This is a genomic window from Limnoglobus roseus (assembly GCF_008254045.1).
GTDB classification, from domain to species: domain Bacteria; phylum Planctomycetota; class Planctomycetia; order Gemmatales; family Gemmataceae; genus Limnoglobus; species Limnoglobus roseus.
In genome coordinates, this window is the sequence record NZ_CP042425.1 from 6,715,967 (window position 1) to 6,735,148 (window position 19,182).

Genomic DNA, 19,182 nt, shown 5'->3' on the forward strand with positions numbered 1-19,182 from the left:
CGGAACTTCCTGGTTAGGCCGCACGACGGGAAGGCTGTTTGACGGCGGGTTGGCTCTGCAACGCGGACCGGCCGACCGCGGACCGGATCACGAGGTCGTAGCGGTCGAGCATCTCTTCGTAGCCGAGGTGGTTGTCGAACAGCGAGCGGGAACGAGCGGCCATTTTCGCCCGGAGAGCATCGTCCGCGAGAACCACTTCCAGTTGCCGAGCGAGATCGACGGCGTTGCCGGTCTCGAACTTCAGGGCGTTGAAGCCCCACTTCACTTGCTCGCCGATCCCCTGACACGCGGTCGAGACGATGGGCAGACGATACGCTTCTGCTTCGAGAATCGACCGGCTGAACGTCTCCATGTGCGACGTGCAAACGAAGACGTCGGCGTTCTCGTAATAGTCGGCGACATTGTTCGTCTCGGTCACGAGGTTGACGACTTCGGCCAACCCGCGGCGGGCCACGAGTTGTCGAAGGTACCCGGCGTAGGGCACCGCGTCGCGAACGCCGACAATGTCGATGACGAAGTCGCGTCGCGTTTGGGCGAGGATGGCCGCCGCCTCGACGAGCGTGTGCTGGCCCTTCCGCTCGCACGCCGTGCCGACCGAGATAATTCGCTTCTTCGCCCCGGGCAGACGAGCGCGGGTGCGGACCGGAAAGGTCGGGATGCCGTTGTGAACGACCCGGACGTTGCCGCGGGCGTTCAGGTGTTCGAAGAGTTTCGCCGTGTCGTGCGAGGCCGGGACGACGCGAGTCGCGAGGATGAACGCCGATTCCGCCCGCCACCGCGCGAACGGCGGGAAGAGGCGGGCCATCACGTCGGGCGAGTAACTTTCGTGGATGATCCACACGCACGGCAGGCCCAACCGGGCGGCGGCTTCGACCATCGGGAAGGTTAGGAGCGTGTTCGCCACGATCACGTCGGGCCGCTGCGTTCGCAAGTACTGGCGAAGCGTTCGCTGGGCCGCGTCGTACTCGCGGCGGGTCCACTGCCCGTCCACGAACCGCGTGCTCCAGGCGGCGTCGGCCACGGCGACGGGCACACCAACAGTCGAATAAACGGCCTCACCGGCACCGCCCTTTGGGGACCAAACGCTCGGCTCGATCGACTGACGACCCCGCAAACCCAGGACGATTTCCGAGAGGTACCGCGGCGCGCCCTCGGGGCTGTTCAAGTTGTGGGCGGCGACCACCGCCTTGAGTCGAGAGCGGTTCGCCCGTGGCAGTGACACTGCAGTGTCACCAGACGTGCGGAAGGCGTGCGCCTCCGAGAAGTGCGGGTTCGAGTACGGGTCGACCGGCCGGCCGTAGGCTTGCTTAAACCGCAGCAACTCGGCCGGGTCGTCGGTCCGCCCGGCCCGCGACGGCTGAACCAGTTCGGCCCCGGCCACGTGAACGCACCGCCGCCCCTGCCCTCGCAGGCGCGTGCAATAGTCCACGTCGAAGAGCGTCTGCCCGAAGCGGTCGGCGTCGAAGCCGCCGAGTTGCTCGAAGAGCGCCCGCGACGTGAGCAGACACCCCTGGCCCACGGCCGCCGTGTTCCGCGTTGCCTCGGCGTAGAAGTAATAGCTGATCTGATCGGCCGGCAGCCCGCGGCAGGCGTCGTCGGGGGCGGTCCCGTCGTGGAGGCCGAGGACCGTGCCGGCAGAAATTACGGTGCCGTTCCGATCGCGGGCCAAGCCGCCGGTCGCCCCGACGCCGGAAAGCTGGAAGTGGACGACCAACCGCGACAGCCACTGCTGGTCACGCGGTTCCGTGCCGCCTTGCAGGAAGAGTAAATGATCTTCCGTCCGGGACGCCGCCATGCGGTTCAGCGCGTCGGCGGTGTTCGCCTCGTCGAGTACGAGGTAGAGCGTGTAGTTCTGGTACGCGGTGTTTGCCTTCACAGCCCGCGCGGTTGCGGCTGCCTGAGTGCCGTACACGATCACGGCCACCGTCGGGCCGGTGTTCGCCCCTTCTAGGGCCAGCACCGGCAGCCCCAACTTCGCGGCGAAGTACGGAACGGATAGCGCGGCGCGGACATTCCGCCGCTCCAGGGCGTCTTCGACGGCCCGTCGGCCGGCGGTGTGGACGATCGGCTTCTGCGTCGCCTGCCCGGCCGTCGATTCCTCGTGCGCCCGCCAGTGGTACAGGATTTGAGGAACGTGTTGCACGCGGTCGGTGCGTTCCGTAACCCGCAACAACAGGTCGTGGTCCTGAGAGCCTTCGTACCCCACGCGGTAGCGACCAACTCGCTCGAACAACCGCCGGCGGACGACGGTGAAGTGGTTCACGTAGTTGTAACTGAGCAACAGTTCGGGCGACCAATCGGGCTTGAACTGCGGATCGTACCGGCGGCCGCCGGCGTCGATCTTGTCCTCGTCGCTGTAGAGCAGGTCCATCTCGGGGTGGTCCTGCAAGACCCGGACGACTTCGAGCAGCGCGTCCGGCGCGAGGCGGTCGTCGTGGTCGAGGAGTGCGACGAAGTCTCCTGTCGCACTGTCTGCGGCCGTGTTCGTACTTTCGCAGATGTGACCGTTCCGAGGCCGTCGCGTCAGTTTGATGCGCGGGTCGGTGAGCTTCGCGAACTCGGCGATCAGTTCCGGCTTCGTGCTGGCATCGTCGGCAATGCAAAGTTCCCAGTTGTCGTAGGCTTGGGCGACGACACTCTCGACGGCTTCGCGGAACCACTCGGCCCGCACGTTGTAGACCGGCATCAGAACACTGATCTTCGGCCGGTTGCGGAACCGTTGGGCCTCCTCGCGCTGCCGTTGCACGTCGGCCGGCGTGGTCTGCGTCCGTTCGAGAAAGCCGTCGTACGGGGAGCGCGGTCGGAACCGACGGGCGAGCAACTTGTACCGAAGCTTCTGGGCGACCTTCCGCCGCAACTCCCACGCCCGACTGAACCGTGCCACCCACCGCGACGGGGAGAGGATTTCTCCGGTCGCGACACTCCGCACCGCCCGCGCTGCAATTCCGCCGGCCTGCGAAGCCGGCGCCGATTCACCGGCCCGATGGCCGATGTCCGCGAGCAACACATCAAGGAGCGGGATTTCTCGCGGTCCGACGGCGACGACGCGAACGCGCTCGGCCGGCTCAAGGGGAAGTTGCGTGGAGAAGTGGTGGCGACCGTCTTGAAGTCGCGGCGTCAGAACTGCGGCCGGTTCGTCGTCGTAGCGAACTTCGATCGTCCAGCCGGGGGCCGGCGCGTAGCCGCCGACGCCGAGGAGCGGGAGGCTCGTGTACGGTTCGACGATGCGCTCGACGTAGAACGTGAAGTCGGACGACTGAACGGCCTCCATGCCGACATCCTGAGTGAGCGTAGACGAAGGACGGAAGTCTACCGGAGACTCAGAATCGCACGCAACCCCGAAAGTGCTACTTCGCGTCCTTCACACAGCGGAAGCCGATGTGACAGGCACAGTCGTCCGGTGCGCCCTTGTCGCGGGCACCCGGAATGTACCGCCGGCAGTAGTCGTCCGAACAGAGGTACGAGCCGCCGCGGCGGACCTTGCGTTGGCCCGCGTCGGGGCCTTGAGGATTGGCCTTCGGGCTGATGGCGTAGTATTCCGCGTCGTACCAGTCGTTGCACCACTCCCAGACGTTGCCGCTCATGTCGTGGAGGCCGAAGCCGTTGGCGGGAAAGGAACCGACGGGGGCCGCGCCGCCGAACCCGTCCTTCGGCTCAAGGGTCGCGGGGAACCGCCCCTGATACGTGTTGGCGAAATACTTGCCGTTGGTGCCCTGCGGTTCGTGACCCCAAACGAACGGGGCTTGCTTCAGGCCGCCGCGGGCGGCGAACTCCCACTCGGCCTCCGTCGGCAGACGTTTCCCAGCCCACTTCGCGTAAGCGACCGCGTCGGGCCAGGCGATGTGAACGACCGGCCAGCGGTCCTTGCCGTCGAGGTTGCTCTCCGCCCCGTCGGGGTGCCGCCAACTCGCCCCGGTCCGGCGGACCCACCACGGCGGAGCGGTGGGAGGTAGCCCGGCGTTGGCGCGCTCGGCCGTTTCCCGATCACAATTCTTCGCGTTGCACTCCGCACACTGGAACACGGCCGAGAACGGCACCAGATCGGCCGGGTTAACGCCCGGCGGCAAGTCCTCGGGGTTCGGCCGGCGTTCTGCCACGGTCACGTACTGCGTCACCGTCACAAACTTCGCGAACTCGGCGTTTGTCACCTCGTAACGGTCCATCCAGAACGGCGCAACGGTAACGGCATGAGTTGGGGCGTCATGATCCTGGCTGCCGTTGTCGCCCATGACGAACTCGCCGCCGGGAATCCAGGCCATCCCCTCGGGCGCGGGGCCGGGGGTCGTCGCTCCGTCCGGCGTTCCCGTCTCATCGCTTCGCAGAAGGAGGGCAGCCGCAGCGACCCCGGCAATCACGAAAACGACAGCCGCCGCGACAAGAACGCGGGGCCGCGTCGGAGCAATCTGTTTGGGAACGGATCGGGTCGGCATCTCGGCACGCTCGAACGGGGGAGAGTGTTTACAGCGTTTTCAGGTATTCGATCACCGCACGGCGTTCGTCAGCAGTCAGGTGGTCGCCGTAATCATGGCCGCCATTGCCGCGACCAGGCTGGGTCGTGTCGTAAATCTTCCGCCGGTCGTAAGCCGAGACGGTCGCGGAAGCCGGTGGCACCTCGCGAACTTTCCAGCCGACCCGCACGGCGTCGTAGTCCTCTTCGTTGGTGCGGAAGGTGCGCGTGAAAACCTTCGGGCGTGCCTTCGAGTTCAGCACACCGTCCAACGTCGGAACGCTCCCATTGTGGAAGTACGGTGCCGTTGCCCAGATGCCGTCGAGCGGTGGGGCTTGGTAGCCGGTCGTGGGCCGGATCGGCTTCGGCGGCGACTCCCGGCTGAACCAGCTCGTCGCGTAGGCTTCGCCGAACTTCAGGCCGATGTTCTCGAACCGCTTCCGGTCGGTACCGATCTCGTCGATGGGGATGACTTTGTTCGGATAGGTCGCGTGTTCACCGTAAGTGCCGTGGCACTTCGCACAGTTGTCGGAAAAAAGTTCGCGGCCCCGGTCGGCCAGTTTCCGGTCGATGGCGAAGGGATATTTCGGCGGCTCGATGTTCACCAGGTATTCTTGAATGTCGCCGAAGTCGGCTTCGGCCCTTTCGAAGTCCTTGCGCAGCGTGAGCGGGTGCATCATGAACTGCATGATGGAACGGACCGACCGGGCGTCGGTCGCTCCGACGTAATACATGGTCTTCTTCTTCTTCAACAGCCACCATGCCGGCACGTCCTCGCAACTGTCGTCGTGCAGGCCGAGGTCGCGGAAGTCTTCGCGCAGGCTCAGGTCGTCGTTGCGGTAGCCGAGGAGGTAAACGCTGAACGCCCCCGCCTCGTTCGTGCCGCGGGTCTGCGTGAACGTGAACGGCAGTTTGGCGGGGATGTTCCCGGCGACGTAAAGGTCTTCGAACAGCGTGTGGATGTCGAGCGAACTGTTGCCGAGGCCCACGTAGCTTTTGCCGAGGATGCTGCCCCCGTGGCACATCATGCAGTCCAGGCCCATTCCCTTCACGAGCGCGAGATAGGGGGCTGACCGCAGGCCCATCGGCAGGCCGTCGTTCTTGTACGGGGCCGGGTGCAGGCCGTAGCGGTCGTTGAACGCGGTGGCGTAGTCTTTCGGCTTCTCGGCGACGCCCCACTGCTTCCAGGCGAGGTCGTAAGCCCCCCGCGGCCAGAACGCCGGGATGTAGGCTTTCGATTCGAGTTTGGCCTTGCCCCGTTCACTCGCCGTCGGCTCGGCCGACGCGGTTCCCGTCGACAAGAATCCGACGGCGAGGGCCATCCCGAGTAGGCGCATCACGTGTCCTCAAACCCCTTCCCACCAGTATAAACAAGAACCGCGGGCGGGAGACAAACATCACCCGCGCTCTTGCGAAAAACCGCCCCGCCCCGGATAGTGACAGGAACAAAGCCGGTGAACCCGGGCGAACGGGCCGTGTCCCATTCGTGAGTTCACCGAACCTGTTGGGGCGACCGTGGAAAAGATCGAAGTGCACATCATCTCCGGCACGTTACGCGGCCGCCGGATGGCCAGTTTCGTACACGAAGGCCTACGGCCGACGCCACAGATGGTGCGGGAGGCCCTCTTCAGCATCCTGGGCAACGCCGTCCCGAACCGGACTTTTTACGACATCTTCGCCGGGACCGGGGTCATCGGCATGGAGGCGGTCAGCCGCGGGGCGAGCGACGCCCGGTTGATCGAGGTGAACGCCAAACAAGTGTCCGCGATCCAGCGGTACGCCGAGCGGTTCGGCGTGGCCGACCGCGTACAGGTTTTGCGGTCCGACGGCTATCGGTGGGGCGAGCGGTGGGTTCCGCCGGCGAAGTCCGGCCCGGTCAACCTCTTCCTCAGCCCCCCCTTCCCCGACCTGGAACCGGACAAGGTCGCCTCCTTCCTGGCCCTCGTCAACAACCTCCTCGAAAAGGCCCCCCTCGAATCGGTCCTCACGATTCAAGCCGAGGACAACTTCCCTGTCGATCAACTTCCCGAACTGGACACCTGGGACATTCGCACCTACGGCCGCAACATGCTGCTCATCAAGGTGAAGGAAGCAAAAGAAGAACCCGAAGTGCCCGCGGCCCCGGTTTAAGCGACCCGCCGCCCGCCTTCGAGGCGGATCGTCTGATCGACGCACCGGGGAATCTCTTCGCGGTTGTGCGTCACGAAGATCAGTGTCTGGTCATCGACCAAGTTCGCGTCGAGCCAGTTGCGGATGCGCCCGGCAGTGGCCGTGTCGAGGCCCTGAAACGGCTCGTCGAGGATCAACAACCGCGGCCGCTTGACCAACGAGCGAATCAGCAAAACCAACCGCTGCTGCCCGGTCGAGAGCTGGCGGAACGGGCGCGCGGCCAACGCCGTCACGCCGAACGTCTCGAACAATTCTCGAACCCGCTCCGCTTCTGGCACGCTCGGCTCGCGGTACAGCAGTGCGTCGTGGTAGCCGGTGGCGGCGGCTTCGAAGCCGGTCAGCGGTTCGTTGAAGTAGAGGTGGAACTCCGGCGAGACCAGCCCGATTTTCCGCTTCACATCCCAGATCGTTTCACCACTGCCACGCCGTCGGCCGAACAATCGAACGTCATTGCTGAACGCCTGCGGGTGGTCGCCGCACGCGAGGGCCAAGAGCGTCGTCTTGCCCGCCCCGTTCGGCCCGACCAGCGCCCACCGGTCCCCTTCGCGGACCGTCCACGACAAGTCCGAGAGAATCGCCTTCCCCCCGTGGCGAACGGTGACGTGCGAGAGTTCCAGCACCGGAACCGCAGGGCTTGCGGAGTGGTGAGGCTTCTCTTGCGGTGCGATCACCGGGGCCGGTTCGGCCGTGCCGGGAAGTTCGAGGCAGTGCGTCACCCACGCCGGGACGGCCTCGGCCTTCGTGATGAGCATAAGCCGTTGGCCCGCGGCGACGAGGTTGCCGAGGAGGGCCGTCAATTCGTCCCGGCCGGCCGCGTCGATGCCCATGAAGGGGTCGTCGAGGATCAGCAACCGCGGCTTCAGGAGCAACCCCCGAACGATGCGGGCACGACGGGTCTGGCCGTTGGACAGCTTCATCAACGAGAGCGACAACTGTTGCTCGATCCCAAACTGCCGGGCCAGAGACTCGATGGTTTCGTCATCGGCGGCAAGGCCCGACCGGAGGAACTCGCGCAGGGTCAACGGGTGTTCCACGTCGGCGAATTCGAACCGCTGCTGATAGTACGACCCGGCATAGGAGAACAGCCGCGAGTTTTCCTTGAACGAGACGAGGTGAATCACGTCGCTCGGATACCGAGCGGCGAACCGCGCGACCATCGGCCATATGATCGTGCCGCCCACGACGCGATGCCGGCCGAGCAGGGCTTCGGCGAGCGTCGTTTTGCCGCTGGCGGTCGGCCCGGTGATGGCCCACGTTTCTCCGTCGCGGACCGTCCACGAAAGGTTCGCCAAGGCGGGCGAGCCGCCGGCCCGCGCGAGGGTCACGTTGGACAGTTCAATCAGGGTCTGGTCGGTGGTGTTCACGGCGTCGAATCAATCCATTTCGGGTAGGGCAAGTTTGCCATTCTATTGCAACAACGGCGGAAATTCGGGCGGCGACCGTCTATTCTCTCGGCCGGCGTGTTCCTATACTCACTTTTTGAACTACAGCACTCTGTTTTCGTGGAGACGATATGGCCGACCGAATGTCAACCGCGACCCGCATGGACCGGGCGCGGGATAATGCCGCGATTTCGCGGGCCGTGAACGGTGCCCTGAAGCGGAAGGAACGAGCGAGCCGCGACAAGCGGATGACCGCGATCGTCAAGAAGGGCAGCCTGCCGTACATCCCGTCGGTGATGAGCTGGCTGAGCGTGAAGCTCGACAAGCCGTCCACGCAGATCACGCAAGACGAAGTGAACAACCTCGTCAAGTAAACCGCACCCGCATTAACGGAACCGCCCGCGGCAAATGCCGCGGGCGGTTCCGTTTGACGATCCTCGGTCACGCCTTCGGATTACTCACCCGGCCCGTGAACAGGAGCGTGTTGGTGGGGTTGTGCCGGATCGCGAACAGGAACGGGTGATCGGCCTTGAAGATCTTCCGTTCCGAAGGATCTCGCACACTGCGAACGCCAACGGCGACGCCGGTCGCGGCGGCGGCTTCGGTTCCTTCCTCGTTCACGTCGCAGTACGCCTTGTGGACCACCGTCGTGATTGCCAACTCTCCCTCCGGCTTGCTCGTGACCATCCCGCCGAAGTCGGCCTTCTCGAAGTTGAAGGCGTCGGTCATGCCCATCGCCTTCAGCGTGTCGTTCAAGGTGTACTCGGTGCTCACCTTGAACTTCGGCAGGTAAATCTGCACCTCGCCCGCCGGCTTCAACTCGCTGATCGACTTCGCCACCGAATCGGCGGTAAACTTCGCTTCGAAGTCCGCCAACCCGTCGTTCGCTTTCGGCAGAAAGATGAGCATGGAAGTTTGCTGCCCGGAGTAGGGTAGTTCCAGCAACTGCACTTCTTCCGTCTCGTGCATCCTCACGCGCGACTTCTGGAACATCATCGGCACGTCCAGCTTCGTGCCGTCTGCCAACTGGAACGGGGCGTCTTTCGTCGCCGTCTTGACGAACGGTTTCTCCCACTGTCCCTTGTAATAGATCGCGTTGACGATGACGAGCCGCGTGAGACTGTTGATCGTCCTCTCGGCGAACAGATTCTGAATCTTATCCTTGGTCTGATCGGCCGCCCATTTGTTGATCGCGAGCCGCGTTTTCTCCGCTTCGGCGGTGAAGTCCACGTCGTTCAGTTCGGCCGCGTACTCGCCGACGACCTTCTTGAACTCGGCCCGCCACGGGTAGCCCTTCTGCGCGTAGATCGCGTTCGCGACGTGCAGTTGGTACGGCCTCGACTTTCGTTCCGGGCCGCCGTAGAGGGCGAAGACCAATCGGGCGAACCGCTTGTGCTGTTCCGGCCGGTCGGCGGGTTCGGGTAACCGCAACGTCTTGGTCATCTGGGTGAGCGTTTCGCCCTTCGCCCCGGCCGCCGTCATGCCGAGGGCGCAACTGATGCTCAGCGGCGAGACGAAGACGTTCCCCTTTTGCGACTTCAATTGGCTGTAGAGGTCGATCGCGAACGGGTTCACGCCAGTCGTGCTACCGAGGTCCGCGACCGGCGACTCGGCGGCGTTGAGGGGCATGATTGCTCCCAGAGAGAGGAGGCCGGCAGAATGGAGAAAGGTGCGGCGGTTCAGAAACATCTTCGAACTCCCAACGGGTGACGGTGCATCGTACACCCGATGAGACGGGTTTGCCGGTCGCGGAGATGGGGAGTGTTACAAACCCGTTGCAGAACGCGAACGGCCCGAAGGTTTCCCTTCGGGCCGTTCGCGTTCTGGGGCGTTACAGGTCGAGCGGCGCGACTCGCGGGTTGAACAGCACGTCAAGTGCCTCCTTGCTCGCGTTGCCGGTTTCGAAGCCCTTCATGAAAAACTTTTCCCGCTGGGCGGCGCTGCCGTGGGTGAAGGACTCGGGTGAGGTCCACCCTCGCATTTTCTTCTGAATGCGATCGTCACCGATGGCTTGAGCCGTCTTGATGATCGACGCCATGTCGTTGCGATTGAAGAGGTTGGGATTCTTCTTCGACGCCTGGTTGGCCCACACGCCGGCAAGGTAGTCGGCCTGTAGTTCCAGGCGAATACCGCCGTTCTCCCCTTCTCGCTTGCGGAACTCCTCCACTCGGGTGTTATACCCCAACAGATTCTGGACGTGGTGGCCGACCTCGTGCGCGACGACATACGCGCGAGAAGCATCCCCCTTGTCCCCGCCGAGTTTCTTTTCGAGTTCGTCGAAGAACGTGGGATCGAGAAACACCTTGCGGCTCACCGGGCAGTAGAACGGCCCCACAGCCGACGGAGCAGTACCACACCCGCCACTGTCTACACTCTCCGAGAAAAGGACCATGCCGGGGTGTTCGTACCGCTTGCGGTAGTTGTCGCGAAAGTATGCGTCCCAGACCTCTTCGGTAGACCCCAACACTTTGCGGGCAAAGTGATAGTGCTCATCCTCCGTCGGGGGCGTGTCGGTTTTCCGCTTCTCGCCCATGCGGCCGCCGATTTTGTCTGCAACCTGTTTGGCCTGATTCGGGTCGATGCCGAGGAAGTACGCGAGGGCCACTGCCACGATGGTCAGCATCCCACCGCCGGCCGCAACCGCGGGGCCGGCACCGCGGCGGTCCTCGACGTTCGAGCTTTCCGATTGTCCCGACCAGTCCATGTTGTTCTCTCCAGGGGTGAGGCTAGACGGCCTGTGTGACGGCGTTCTTTTGGAGGTCTTCGAGATCGACGTATTCCAGCGTCGAGATGTGCGTGGCTTCCAGCACGATCGGGGCGGGCACCCCGGACTCCATCGCTTCCTTCCACCGGGTGACGCACACGCACCAGCGGTCGCCGGGCCGCAGGCCGGGGAAACCGTACTGCGGATTCGGCGTGCTGAGGTCGTTGCCGATGGCCTTCTGGAAGGCCAGGAACTCGGCCGTCACCTGCGTGCAGACGAGGTGCAAGCCGACGTCGTCCATGCCGGTGTCGCAGCAGCCGTTGCGATAGAAGCCGGTCAGCGGCTTGGTCGAACAAGATTGGAGCGGGCCGCCGAGGACGTTCTTGGCCGTTGGCATGGGTGCGATCTCCGGGTGTGGTGCCGTTCAGGTTAGCCGGGCAATAGGTCTTTCACGGCGTCCTTTTCTTCGAGCAGTTCGTTCAGCGTCTTCTGGAACGCGGCTTGGCCGAAGGCGTCGAGTTTCACGCCCTCGACGACCGTGTAATTCCCCTTGCCGTCTGTCGTGACCGGGTAGCCAAAGACGAGGCCCTTCGGCACGCCGTACTCGCCGGTGGAGACGACGGCCGCGCTCGTCCAGTCGCCGGACGGCGTGCCGCTCACGAACGTCTTGACGTGGTCGATCGCGCCGTTCGCGGCCGACATCGCGCTCGACAGCCCGCGGGCCTTGATGATCGCCGCCCCGCGGTTCTGGCACTGCGGCACGTAAGTTCCTTCGAGCCAGGCCCGGTCGGTGATGACCTCGGTCGCCGGCTTCCCCTTAATCTTCGCGTTGGTGAAGTCCGGGTACTGCGTGTTCGAGTGGTTGCCCCAGATGGTGACGTTCGTCACGTCCTCGTTCTTAGCCCCGGCCTTCACGGCGAGCGCGGAGACGGCCCGGTTGTGGTCGAGCCGTGTCATGGCGTGCCAGCGATCAGCAGCAATTTCGCGGCCGTTCGAGTACGCAACGAGGCAGTTCGTGTTGCACGGGTTGCCGACGATCAGGATGCGCACGTCGCTGGCGGCGTTCTTCGCGAGCGCCTTCCCTTGGCCGACGAAAATCTTCCCGTTCAGGCCGAGCAAGTCCTTGCGCTCCATCCCTGGCCCGCGCGGCGCGGCCCCGACGAGCAGCGCCCAGTTCACGCCGTTGAACGCCTTGTTCGCATCGTCCGTCACCACCACGTCGAGCAGCGTTGGGAAGCCGCAGTCGAGCAACTCCATCGCGTTGCCTTCGGCGATGTCGAGCGGTTGGCGGGCCGTCGGGTTCGGCGGCGTCCAGTCGGGCTTCTTCGGAATCTCCAACAGGTGAAGGATGACCTTCGTCTCCGGGCCGAACACCTCACCGGACGCGAGTCGCGCGAGCATCGCGTAGGAAACCTGACCGCCCGCCCCGGTGACGGCCACTTTCATCGTCTTCATGAGCTAACCTCGGTTCGGCTGGAAGGGAGAACCCGATGGGTTCAAGCTATTCAGCCGCCGACGCGACTCAAGGGGCGATTACTTCACGAGCCACGCCGCGACCTTCTCGTCGGCCCACTTCTCGGCCGAGTGGGTGAATCCTTTCACCGGCGACAATCCGTTGAGGTTCGGCACCTCCGCGTTGTGAGAGAGTAAGCTCTCGGGCGCGCACAGGGTCAGAAGCGACAGCAGGCCGCCGTACTTGACAGCACACGGCAAGAGCATGGGGTCGTTCGTGGACGTTACCTTCTCGAACGAAAACTGATTCAGATCGGCGGCCGACTTCCCCACTGCATCGCCGGTGAGGGCCTTTGCAAGAACGGCCCACAGTCCTGCCTCGCCCCAACCGACAAGGTGGACGCTCTTCGCCTTCAACCCCGTCTTGACGAAACCGATGGCGGTGAGCAGATCGTGTACACGATTCGCCAAGAGGGTGCGGTTGTAGCCGAAGGTGTAGCCGGCGTAGGTCGGATCGACCTTCCACGGCTTCGCGGGCTGTTGCTCGCCGGTGCCGAGCAGGTCCGGGGCGAGGATTGCGAACCCGGCGTCCAGCAAAAGCTTCGCGGCCGGCACGAGTTTGCCGTCGGCGAGGACCGACGCCTTGCCGTCCGGGTGTGCCCAAACGACAACCTTCTCGCCGGTGAACTTTGGCCCAATCACGCCGAGGCACGGCACTGCGTCTGCTTCATCCGTGCGGCCGATGATCGCGCGGTGCAGGACAAACCCGTCGTGCTTCGATTCGAGTGGCCCTTTGCGAACGACGACCTCGTTCGGCAGGTGGCTGTTGACCATCGCGCGGAGGGCGGCGCGGTGGGTTTGTTGATAGGCGATCCCCACCGCTAGGTCCTGCGCGTCGTGGACCGACTTCAGCCACGCCACGTCACGGCGGGTCATCTCTTTTCGCAATTCGGCGATCCCCTTCTCGTCCGCCGGCCGCGGGGGGTCGGCGTCGTAGACGCTCAACTCTTTCGGCGGCACCGGAACGAACGGCGGTTCCGCGATGACTTCGTCGCGGCCCATCAGGTGCTTCACGAACCACGAGTACATGAACTCGCGGGCGGGTTGGTTGTAGTTGTGGCCGTACTCCAGCCACGCCTTCGCCTGCACGTTCTCGGGCTTGCCGTAGAACTCGTAGACCCTCTTGATTTCCGGCAGACCGTACCCGTCCTTCAGGAAGTTCTTCGTCCAGTCGTTGGCGCACGACATCGCCATCGGCTTCGGGGCGAACATCGCGGCGACCTCGACGTTCGTCGTTCGCACCCGCAGGAGCGAACAGTTCTCGCAGGTGCAGCCGCCCTGCATCTCAGTCGAAACCATCACCGCCGGGAAAGCCGCCGCAGGGCGGTCGTCGATCGCGCAAAGCAGGAACGTCTGCGTGCCGCCGCCGGACGCCCCGGTGACGCCGACCCGCTTCGCGTCCACGTCCGGCAGACTTTCGAGGAAGTCGTAAGCCCGGATCATGTTCCACGTTTGCAGGCCCATCATGTTGTGCCCGCGGAGTTCCGCCTCGACGTCCGTAAAGCCGGTGCGGTGTGCCAGTTTCGTGCTGTCCGCGTAGCCGACCATGTCGAACGTAAAGGCGACGAAGCCGAGTTTCGCCAGCGTCGCGCACGGAGCCTGGAGCGGGTAGAGCGCACTTTCGCGCGTCCCTTCGGCCTTGTTCTTCAACTGGGCGGCCACCTCTTTCTCGGGTGCAGTGTAGAACCGCCCGTCGTTCCAGTGCCCGTGTGCGAACAGCACGGCCGGCCGCTTCGCCTCGCCCTTCGCAGTGGGCCGGTAGAGATTCCCGCTGACGTAATGGCCAGGCATGCTGGCGAAGAACACTTTCTCGATCGTGTAACCGTCCCGCTCGATCTTGCCGTGAATGACGGGCTTTAGCGGTAACTTCTCCGGCAGCGGCCAAAGGCCGGTCGCCACCAAGAGTTGTTCGCGGAGGCGTTTCTTGCGGTCCTCCCAATCGGCCAGCGTCTTCGGCACCTTGAAGGGAAAGTAATCGTTGAGCGTCTTCGGCGGCCCGAGGCGATAATCCGTTGGCTTGTCCGAATCGGTGAACACCTGCGTCGGATCGGCCGCCAGCGAGGTGCCAAGCGTGGCCAAGGGCGAAGCGGCCGCGGCCGCCAGCAAACTGCGGCGGGTGAGCATGATGTTTTCTCCGGGGGAGTCGAAGGGTTGTTACCGAGGGTACGCAGCCGATGTGTTCGGGTCAATGAGGGAACGCCCTTGCCGCGGCGGGAACGGGTTCGGATGATTCACCGTACACCGGGGCGAGTGGCGGAATGGCAGACGCCGGGGACTTAAAATCCCCTATCAGCAATGGTGTGCGGGTTCGAGTCCCGCCTCGCCCACTTGATGCAACGGAGTGCAGATCGATGAAAATGGGTGAATTCCCTTCTGTTTCTGCTCTTTTCTCCTCTTGGGGCCCGTCAGACGCTTCCCCGCCGGGAGTGTAAATGGGTGCAGCCGGCTGCTGATCGGTGCGAGTGTTTAGTGCAAGCGGCAGTGTAAGCGAACCGGGCAGCCGGTCGACGGCGCGGGCCAGATCCCCTTCCCGACGTGCATGTACCGGGCGGTCAGCACGGGCGTCGAGTGGCCGGCGAGCTCCTGAAGCGTCCGCAGGTCGATCCCCGAGCGGCCGCCGATGGTCAGGAAGCTGTGCCGCAGGGCGTGGAAGTCGGCGTGCAGCGGCGTACCGTCCCGGCCCTCGACGACGTAGGGTATCCCAGCCTCCTCCAAGTCCGCTTTGAGCATGTCGGCCGACCGCCCCGCCCACGAGCCCGGCCACAATCGCCCCCGCCGCGGCCGGGCTCGGAGGTACTCGGCGAGCAGCTCGGCCGCGTCCGGGGTGAGCGGCTGCACCTTCGCCTTGCGAGACTTGTTGGCGCGAGCGGAGAGGGTTACGGTTCGAGCCGCCAGGTCGATGCTGTCGGCGGTCAGGCTGGCGAGGGCGGCCGTCCGGAACCCGGTCGTGACGGCGAGTGCGTAGACGACGTGACGGTCGACCCCGTCCAGGCCGCGGAACGTGCGGTTGCTCCCCCGGGTCGCGGCGAAGATGGTCCGCAGCTCCTCCAGGTCGAGCTCTCGGCGGGCATGCCGGATGTCGACCTCCTCGCACACCAGTTCCAGCCCGTCGAGCGGGTTGAGTGCGATCCGCCGACCTTTCGCCAGCCACCGGAAGAATCCGCGGAGGGCCCGAAGGTAGTGGTTCTGGGTGGCCGGGCCGACGCCTTCGGCGGCGATCGCGGCGAGGGCCGTGACCGTCTCCCGCGGCAGCCGGCGGGCTCGGCTCTTGCCCGTGGCGGCCAGCCCGTGCCGCTTCACGGCGATTGACAGGGTGTGCGTCGTGATGCCGAGGACCTCAGCGGCTTCCGCCGGGGTGAACGCGGGCCAGTCCGGGACGGCGGCCGGCGTGCTGCCTTCACGCAACGCGGACAGCCACGCGGCGACCTTCGAAGAATCCACCTCACCCGGAAACGCGAACCGGCAGCCGACCAGGACGGAGCGGATTCGGTAGACCGTCTTTACGATGTGGCGGTCGGTGTCGCCCTTCGCCCGGAGGATGGCCTCGTAGTCGTCGAGGTGTTCGAGCAGCGGGCGGCGGGCGTGTTCGTCGGTGACGTCCACGAGGCCGCTCCGCCGCCGCTCGACCTTCTTCTCGATCTCGGCCAGCAGCTGGCGGGCGGCCTCCTTGTCGCGGGCCAGCGGCTTCCGCTGGGTCGTGCCGTCGGCGTCCACGTACTGCCCGTACCACTTGGCCGCCTGTTTCACCACCCGCGTCCCGTCCTCGCTGAGGGGCAGCGTCCGCACCTTGCCCCGGGACGCGAACCGGACGCACGGCCGGCCCTTCACCTTCACCCGCTCGGCGTTCTTCGGGATCGGGGCCGTGTACGTCGGGTGCAGGAGCGAACCCATGGAAAGACCTCGGGGGAACGGACAGGAATACCATCGGCGGGGGAAGTGCGGAAGGGCGAGCCGGGACGGGGCGGTCAGGACGGGCGGACAGCCTTGCAGGCGGCCCACGTGACACGATCGGGCGAGCCGGCCGCCAGCCACGCCCGGACCTCGGCGACGGACCACAGGACCTTGCCCCCGACCCGCACCGGCTCGGGGATGTATCCGGCCGCGTCCCAGGTGCGAATCGTTCGCTCCGAGACGCCGCTCAGCAGCTCGCCGAGCCGCTTCGCGTCGACCGCCAGCGAAGCCGCCGCGGGGGGCGATTCGAACCCTTCTGATTTCATGTTCCTTATTCCCTATCAGACGCTCAGGCGCTCAGACACCTTGGCGCTTTTACCGGGGGAATCGACGTTTTCCGCAGGCGCGTCGGAAGGTGTCTGACGCCCGTCCGCCGACGGGGCGGCGCGGAACCGCCGGACCGTCTGGCCGTTGGCCGCCGTCTCCTTCAGCCACTCGCCCAGGCCGCCATCGACCAGGCTCTGGAGGGCCGCCTCGGCGTGCGCCGCCGTCCGGTACTTCCGCGCGTTGTGCTTCTGCAGGTCGCGGGCGGTCATCGCCCCGCCGCGGCGGTGGACGAGGTCGACCAGGCACCGGCCGGCCCGCTCGTGCTCGGTCTCCTGCAGGGCCGCCTGGATGCGGAACAGCTCGTCCGCGAACCACTCGGCCAGTTCGATCCCGGCGTGCATGTCCAGGGCGTCGATCGGCTGCCCGTCGCCCCCGGCCGTGTGCCGGCACAGGTGCCGGAGGTGCGCGAACCGGACCGCGTAACTCTCCAACTTCAGGAGCGACGCCGCCTCCCCGTCCGTACCCGTGTGGGCCGCCTCCCGGTTGCGGTCGTAGTACGCGACGAACAGGGCCTTGGCGTCCGCGCTCAGGTGGTTGACGGCCGGCACCGGGCGGCCGCGGAGGGTGTCGAACCCGAACCCCCGCAGCTCGCGGAGGAGGCCGGCGAACGCTTCGACCATGTCGTCGGCCACGCCCACCTCGGTCCACCGCTGCAGGCGCTCGGGCGGGTACGCGAGGAGGATGCGGGCGAACAGGCCGGACCCGACGTTGTCCGGGGTCATCAGCGACTTCAGGATCGACGGTTGGATCCCGCCACAGACGCACACCAGCGAGTTGCGGACGCGGACCGTTCGCCGCGTGCCCGTCTTCCGGTCGGCCGTCAGCGCCCCGGAGTCGAACAGGCTCAGCCACCGCGGTCGATCGCTGTCGCCACCGCCGCCCGACTTGTACCGCGTGAACGACGTGAGCCACCCGGCCGCCTCGTCGCACCAGAGCCAGCACCCCCGCGGGTTGTCCGCGAGAATGCCGGCGAGCGACTCGACGGTCACGTCGCCGACGCGGAACCGCGCCTCCCGGGGCTCGGCCGGGCGGACCGCGTCCTCGCTCTCCCGCCGCTGCCGGCGGAAGCCTTCCAGGCGTCGCTCGTGGTCCCCACGGGCCGCGTCGTTCTCGGCCTCCAGGTCGTCTTCGAGGAGTTGCACGGCGTTGTTGACGATGATCTGGGGCGGCGACTTCCCGGACGCCGATCGTCCGATGGTGATCGCCCAGACGGCCGGGAAGATTCGCCAGCCGGCCTTCGGGCAGACGACGCGGGTCGTGCCGACGGCCGCGCCGAGCACGCTCAGGATCGGGAGGGCGGCGTACGACGGGTCGGTGTTCGTCGCCCGGGCGACCGTCTCGGCGAAGTTCTGCACCCGGTCGGGAAGGCAGTGGGTGGGGAACGGCCGGTACTCGGGCACGGTGACCGCAGGCGCCTGCACCCCGGGCTTCGTAACGGCGGTCGGGTTGGCCGGCGCCTCGGTGACGGTTCCGCCGTCCGTCAGCAACCGGCACAGTTCCTGGCCCGCGTCCGGCCACCGCACGCCCTTGGCGATCTTCGCTGTGAGCCAGTCGCGCACGTCTTTGAAAGGGCCGGGCGGAATCGCTACGACGATGGGCCGGGCCAAGTCATTTGCGAGTCGACCTGCAAGGGCTTCCGCCCCCGCCTTGCCCGGCCAAAGGCCGTCGGCCTTCTGATCGTTCTCGCCGACGACCACGATGGCGCGGTCGATCGGGAGGCCCCGCAGAAGTTCAGCGAGGAGATTCCCTCCGCCCGCGTTGTTCGGCCGGCCCACGCACGCCAGGCCCGCATACGTGCCGGCGAGCGCGTCGCTCATCCCCTCGACGACCAGCACCGGGCCCGACTTCTCCCGCCACCCCCGCGGCAGGACGAGCCCGCGGTGCCCGCCCTTCTGCATGTACTTCTTGCCGTTCGGAAACCGCCGGTGGATGCCGACCGTCGCCCCCTTCGCGTCCACTTCGGGAACCGTCCACGCCTCGCCGTCCCAGCCGATCGGGAGTGCGGCCAGCGCGGCGGCCGGCAACTTGAGGGCGTCGGCAAGGTTCCGCAGCTGTTGGGGCGTGGCGGCCGACGACAGCGGCACGGTGGCCGGCCGGTCACGGTCGTGCCCGCGGTCGTCCGCCCGACGGTAGTGGGTGAAGCCGTTGTCGTCGGGCTGGCCGACCCGACGCCACCCGTCGCGGGGCGTGCCGCGGCAGAAGTGGAGGCCGTCGGCCACCGCCGAACACCCCTTGCTGCCGCCGCCGCACACCGGGCACGGGTTCGCGGGGCTCGCGCGGAACGAGATTTCTGCCGCCATCAACTCACCTCCCGGGCCGGGTGCCGGTTCGCGGCCAGCCCCTCGACGGCGGCGCCCAGGCGGGCGACGATCGCTTCCAGTTCTTCCACCCGCGCCGCGAGGCCGAGGAGGTCGTGGCGAACGCCGTCGAGCGGCAGCATCAGGATCGAAGTCGTCGTGATCGGGCGACGTAGCGTCGCGTAGTGCAGGAGTGTCATGCCCAACTCTGCCAAGTACTCCAGCTCGGCTTCCAAGTGGGCGTCCGCCGCGGCGATCCGGGCGGCGTTGTGGGACCGTTCGGCATCGGCAAGATCTTTCTGCAACAAGGTGATCTGCCTCGTCGGCCATCGGTCCTGGGGCCGCAGCGGCGCATCCGCCGACGTCAGTGGTTCAGGTCGGGTCGCGATCATG

The 19,182-nt window shown here is 66.0% G+C and carries 15 protein-coding genes and 1 tRNA gene; 3 read left to right on the forward strand and 13 right to left on the reverse strand.

Translation table 11 applies throughout. From position 1 onward, the window contains the following. Positions 1-13 precede the first annotated feature (13 nt). The 3 genes from PX52LOC_RS28570 to PX52LOC_RS28580 form a co-directional block, all read right to left on the reverse strand. A complete protein-coding gene (locus PX52LOC_RS28570) occupies positions 14-3,271 on the reverse strand; it encodes a glycosyltransferase (RefSeq protein WP_149113283.1) in 3,258 nt (1,085 codons plus the stop codon). A 76-nt stretch (positions 3,272-3,347) separates the two neighbouring features. Further along, positions 3,348-4,259 (reverse strand): formylglycine-generating enzyme family protein, encoded by a 912-nt coding sequence (locus PX52LOC_RS28575; RefSeq protein ID WP_246173490.1) that lies wholly within the window; start codon positions 4,257-4,259, stop codon positions 3,348-3,350. Positions 4,260-4,458: 199 nt separating this feature from the next. Continuing rightward, entirely contained in the window at positions 4,459-5,784 is a 1,326-nt protein-coding gene (locus PX52LOC_RS28580) for a c-type cytochrome (RefSeq protein ID WP_149115653.1), read from the reverse strand. Between the two features lie 193 nt (positions 5,785-5,977). Between PX52LOC_RS28580 and PX52LOC_RS28585 the strand changes: the two genes are divergently transcribed. Then, positions 5,978-6,577, forward strand: coding sequence for an RsmD family RNA methyltransferase (locus PX52LOC_RS28585; RefSeq protein ID WP_168219254.1), 600 nt, complete (start codon positions 5,978-5,980; stop codon positions 6,575-6,577). Here the strand turns inward: PX52LOC_RS28585 and PX52LOC_RS28590 are convergent. Next, the gene (locus tag PX52LOC_RS28590) at positions 6,574-7,980 is read right to left on the reverse strand and encodes an ATP-binding cassette domain-containing protein (protein ID WP_149113286.1); all 1,407 of its coding nucleotides are present in this window, start codon (positions 7,978-7,980) and stop codon (positions 6,574-6,576) included. The two genes, PX52LOC_RS28585 and PX52LOC_RS28590, sit on opposite strands and share 4 nt — an antisense overlap. Positions 7,981-8,129: 149 nt before the next feature. On the opposite strand from PX52LOC_RS28590, the gene PX52LOC_RS28595 reads away from it, so the two are divergent. After that, a complete protein-coding gene (locus PX52LOC_RS28595; protein ID WP_149113287.1) occupies positions 8,130-8,372 on the forward strand; it encodes a hypothetical protein in 243 nt (80 codons plus the stop codon). Positions 8,373-8,439: 67 nt separating this feature from the next. Here the strand turns inward: PX52LOC_RS28595 and PX52LOC_RS28600 are convergent, their stop codons facing one another. The 5 genes from PX52LOC_RS28600 to PX52LOC_RS28620 all read right to left on the reverse strand — a co-directional run bounded on the left by PX52LOC_RS28600 (position 8,440) and on the right by PX52LOC_RS28620 (position 14,338). After that, positions 8,440-9,627, reverse strand: coding sequence for a serpin family protein (locus PX52LOC_RS28600; protein WP_168219255.1), 1,188 nt, complete (start codon positions 9,625-9,627; stop codon positions 8,440-8,442). Between the two features lie 202 nt (positions 9,628-9,829). Then, complete coding sequence (gene ypfJ, locus PX52LOC_RS28605) at positions 9,830-10,702, reverse strand: KPN_02809 family neutral zinc metallopeptidase (RefSeq protein ID WP_149113289.1); 873 nt, start codon at positions 10,700-10,702, stop codon at positions 9,830-9,832. A 22-nt stretch (positions 10,703-10,724) separates the two neighbouring features. Next, the gene (locus PX52LOC_RS28610) at positions 10,725-11,099 is read right to left on the reverse strand and encodes a DUF2237 family protein (RefSeq protein WP_149113290.1); all 375 of its coding nucleotides are present in this window, start codon (positions 11,097-11,099) and stop codon (positions 10,725-10,727) included. A gap of 32 nt (positions 11,100-11,131) precedes the next feature. Then, a complete protein-coding gene (locus tag PX52LOC_RS28615; RefSeq protein WP_149113291.1) occupies positions 11,132-12,157 on the reverse strand; it encodes a malate dehydrogenase in 1,026 nt (341 codons plus the stop codon). 78 nt (positions 12,158-12,235) lie between these two features. Next, positions 12,236-14,338, reverse strand: coding sequence for an alpha/beta hydrolase (locus PX52LOC_RS28620; RefSeq protein WP_149113292.1), 2,103 nt, complete (start codon positions 14,336-14,338; stop codon positions 12,236-12,238). Positions 14,339-14,458: 120 nt separating this feature from the next. Between PX52LOC_RS28620 and PX52LOC_RS28625 the strand changes: the two genes are divergently transcribed. Then, positions 14,459-14,541 (forward strand) — tRNA-Leu (locus PX52LOC_RS28625). A 139-nt stretch (positions 14,542-14,680) separates the two neighbouring features. On the opposite strand, the gene PX52LOC_RS28630 is transcribed toward PX52LOC_RS28625, so the two are convergent. The 4 genes from PX52LOC_RS28630 to PX52LOC_RS41070 form a co-directional block, all read right to left on the reverse strand. After that, the gene (locus PX52LOC_RS28630) at positions 14,681-16,105 is read right to left on the reverse strand and encodes a tyrosine-type recombinase/integrase (protein WP_149113293.1); all 1,425 of its coding nucleotides are present in this window, start codon (positions 16,103-16,105) and stop codon (positions 14,681-14,683) included. Positions 16,106-16,179: 74 nt separating this feature from the next. After that, positions 16,180-16,431: a helix-turn-helix transcriptional regulator gene (locus PX52LOC_RS28635; RefSeq protein WP_149113294.1), complete on the reverse strand. Its 252-nt coding sequence runs from the start codon at positions 16,429-16,431 to the stop codon at positions 16,180-16,182. A gap of 15 nt (positions 16,432-16,446) precedes the next feature. Beyond that, positions 16,447-18,792, reverse strand: a complete 2,346-nt coding sequence (locus PX52LOC_RS28640) for a DUF3987 domain-containing protein (RefSeq protein ID WP_168219256.1) — start codon at positions 18,790-18,792, stop codon at positions 16,447-16,449. Continuing rightward, a complete protein-coding gene (locus tag PX52LOC_RS41070) occupies positions 18,792-19,181 on the reverse strand; it encodes a hypothetical protein (RefSeq protein WP_168219257.1) in 390 nt (129 codons plus the stop codon). Before PX52LOC_RS41070 ends, PX52LOC_RS28640 begins: the two co-directional genes overlap by 1 nt. Position 19,182 lies beyond the last annotated feature (1 nt).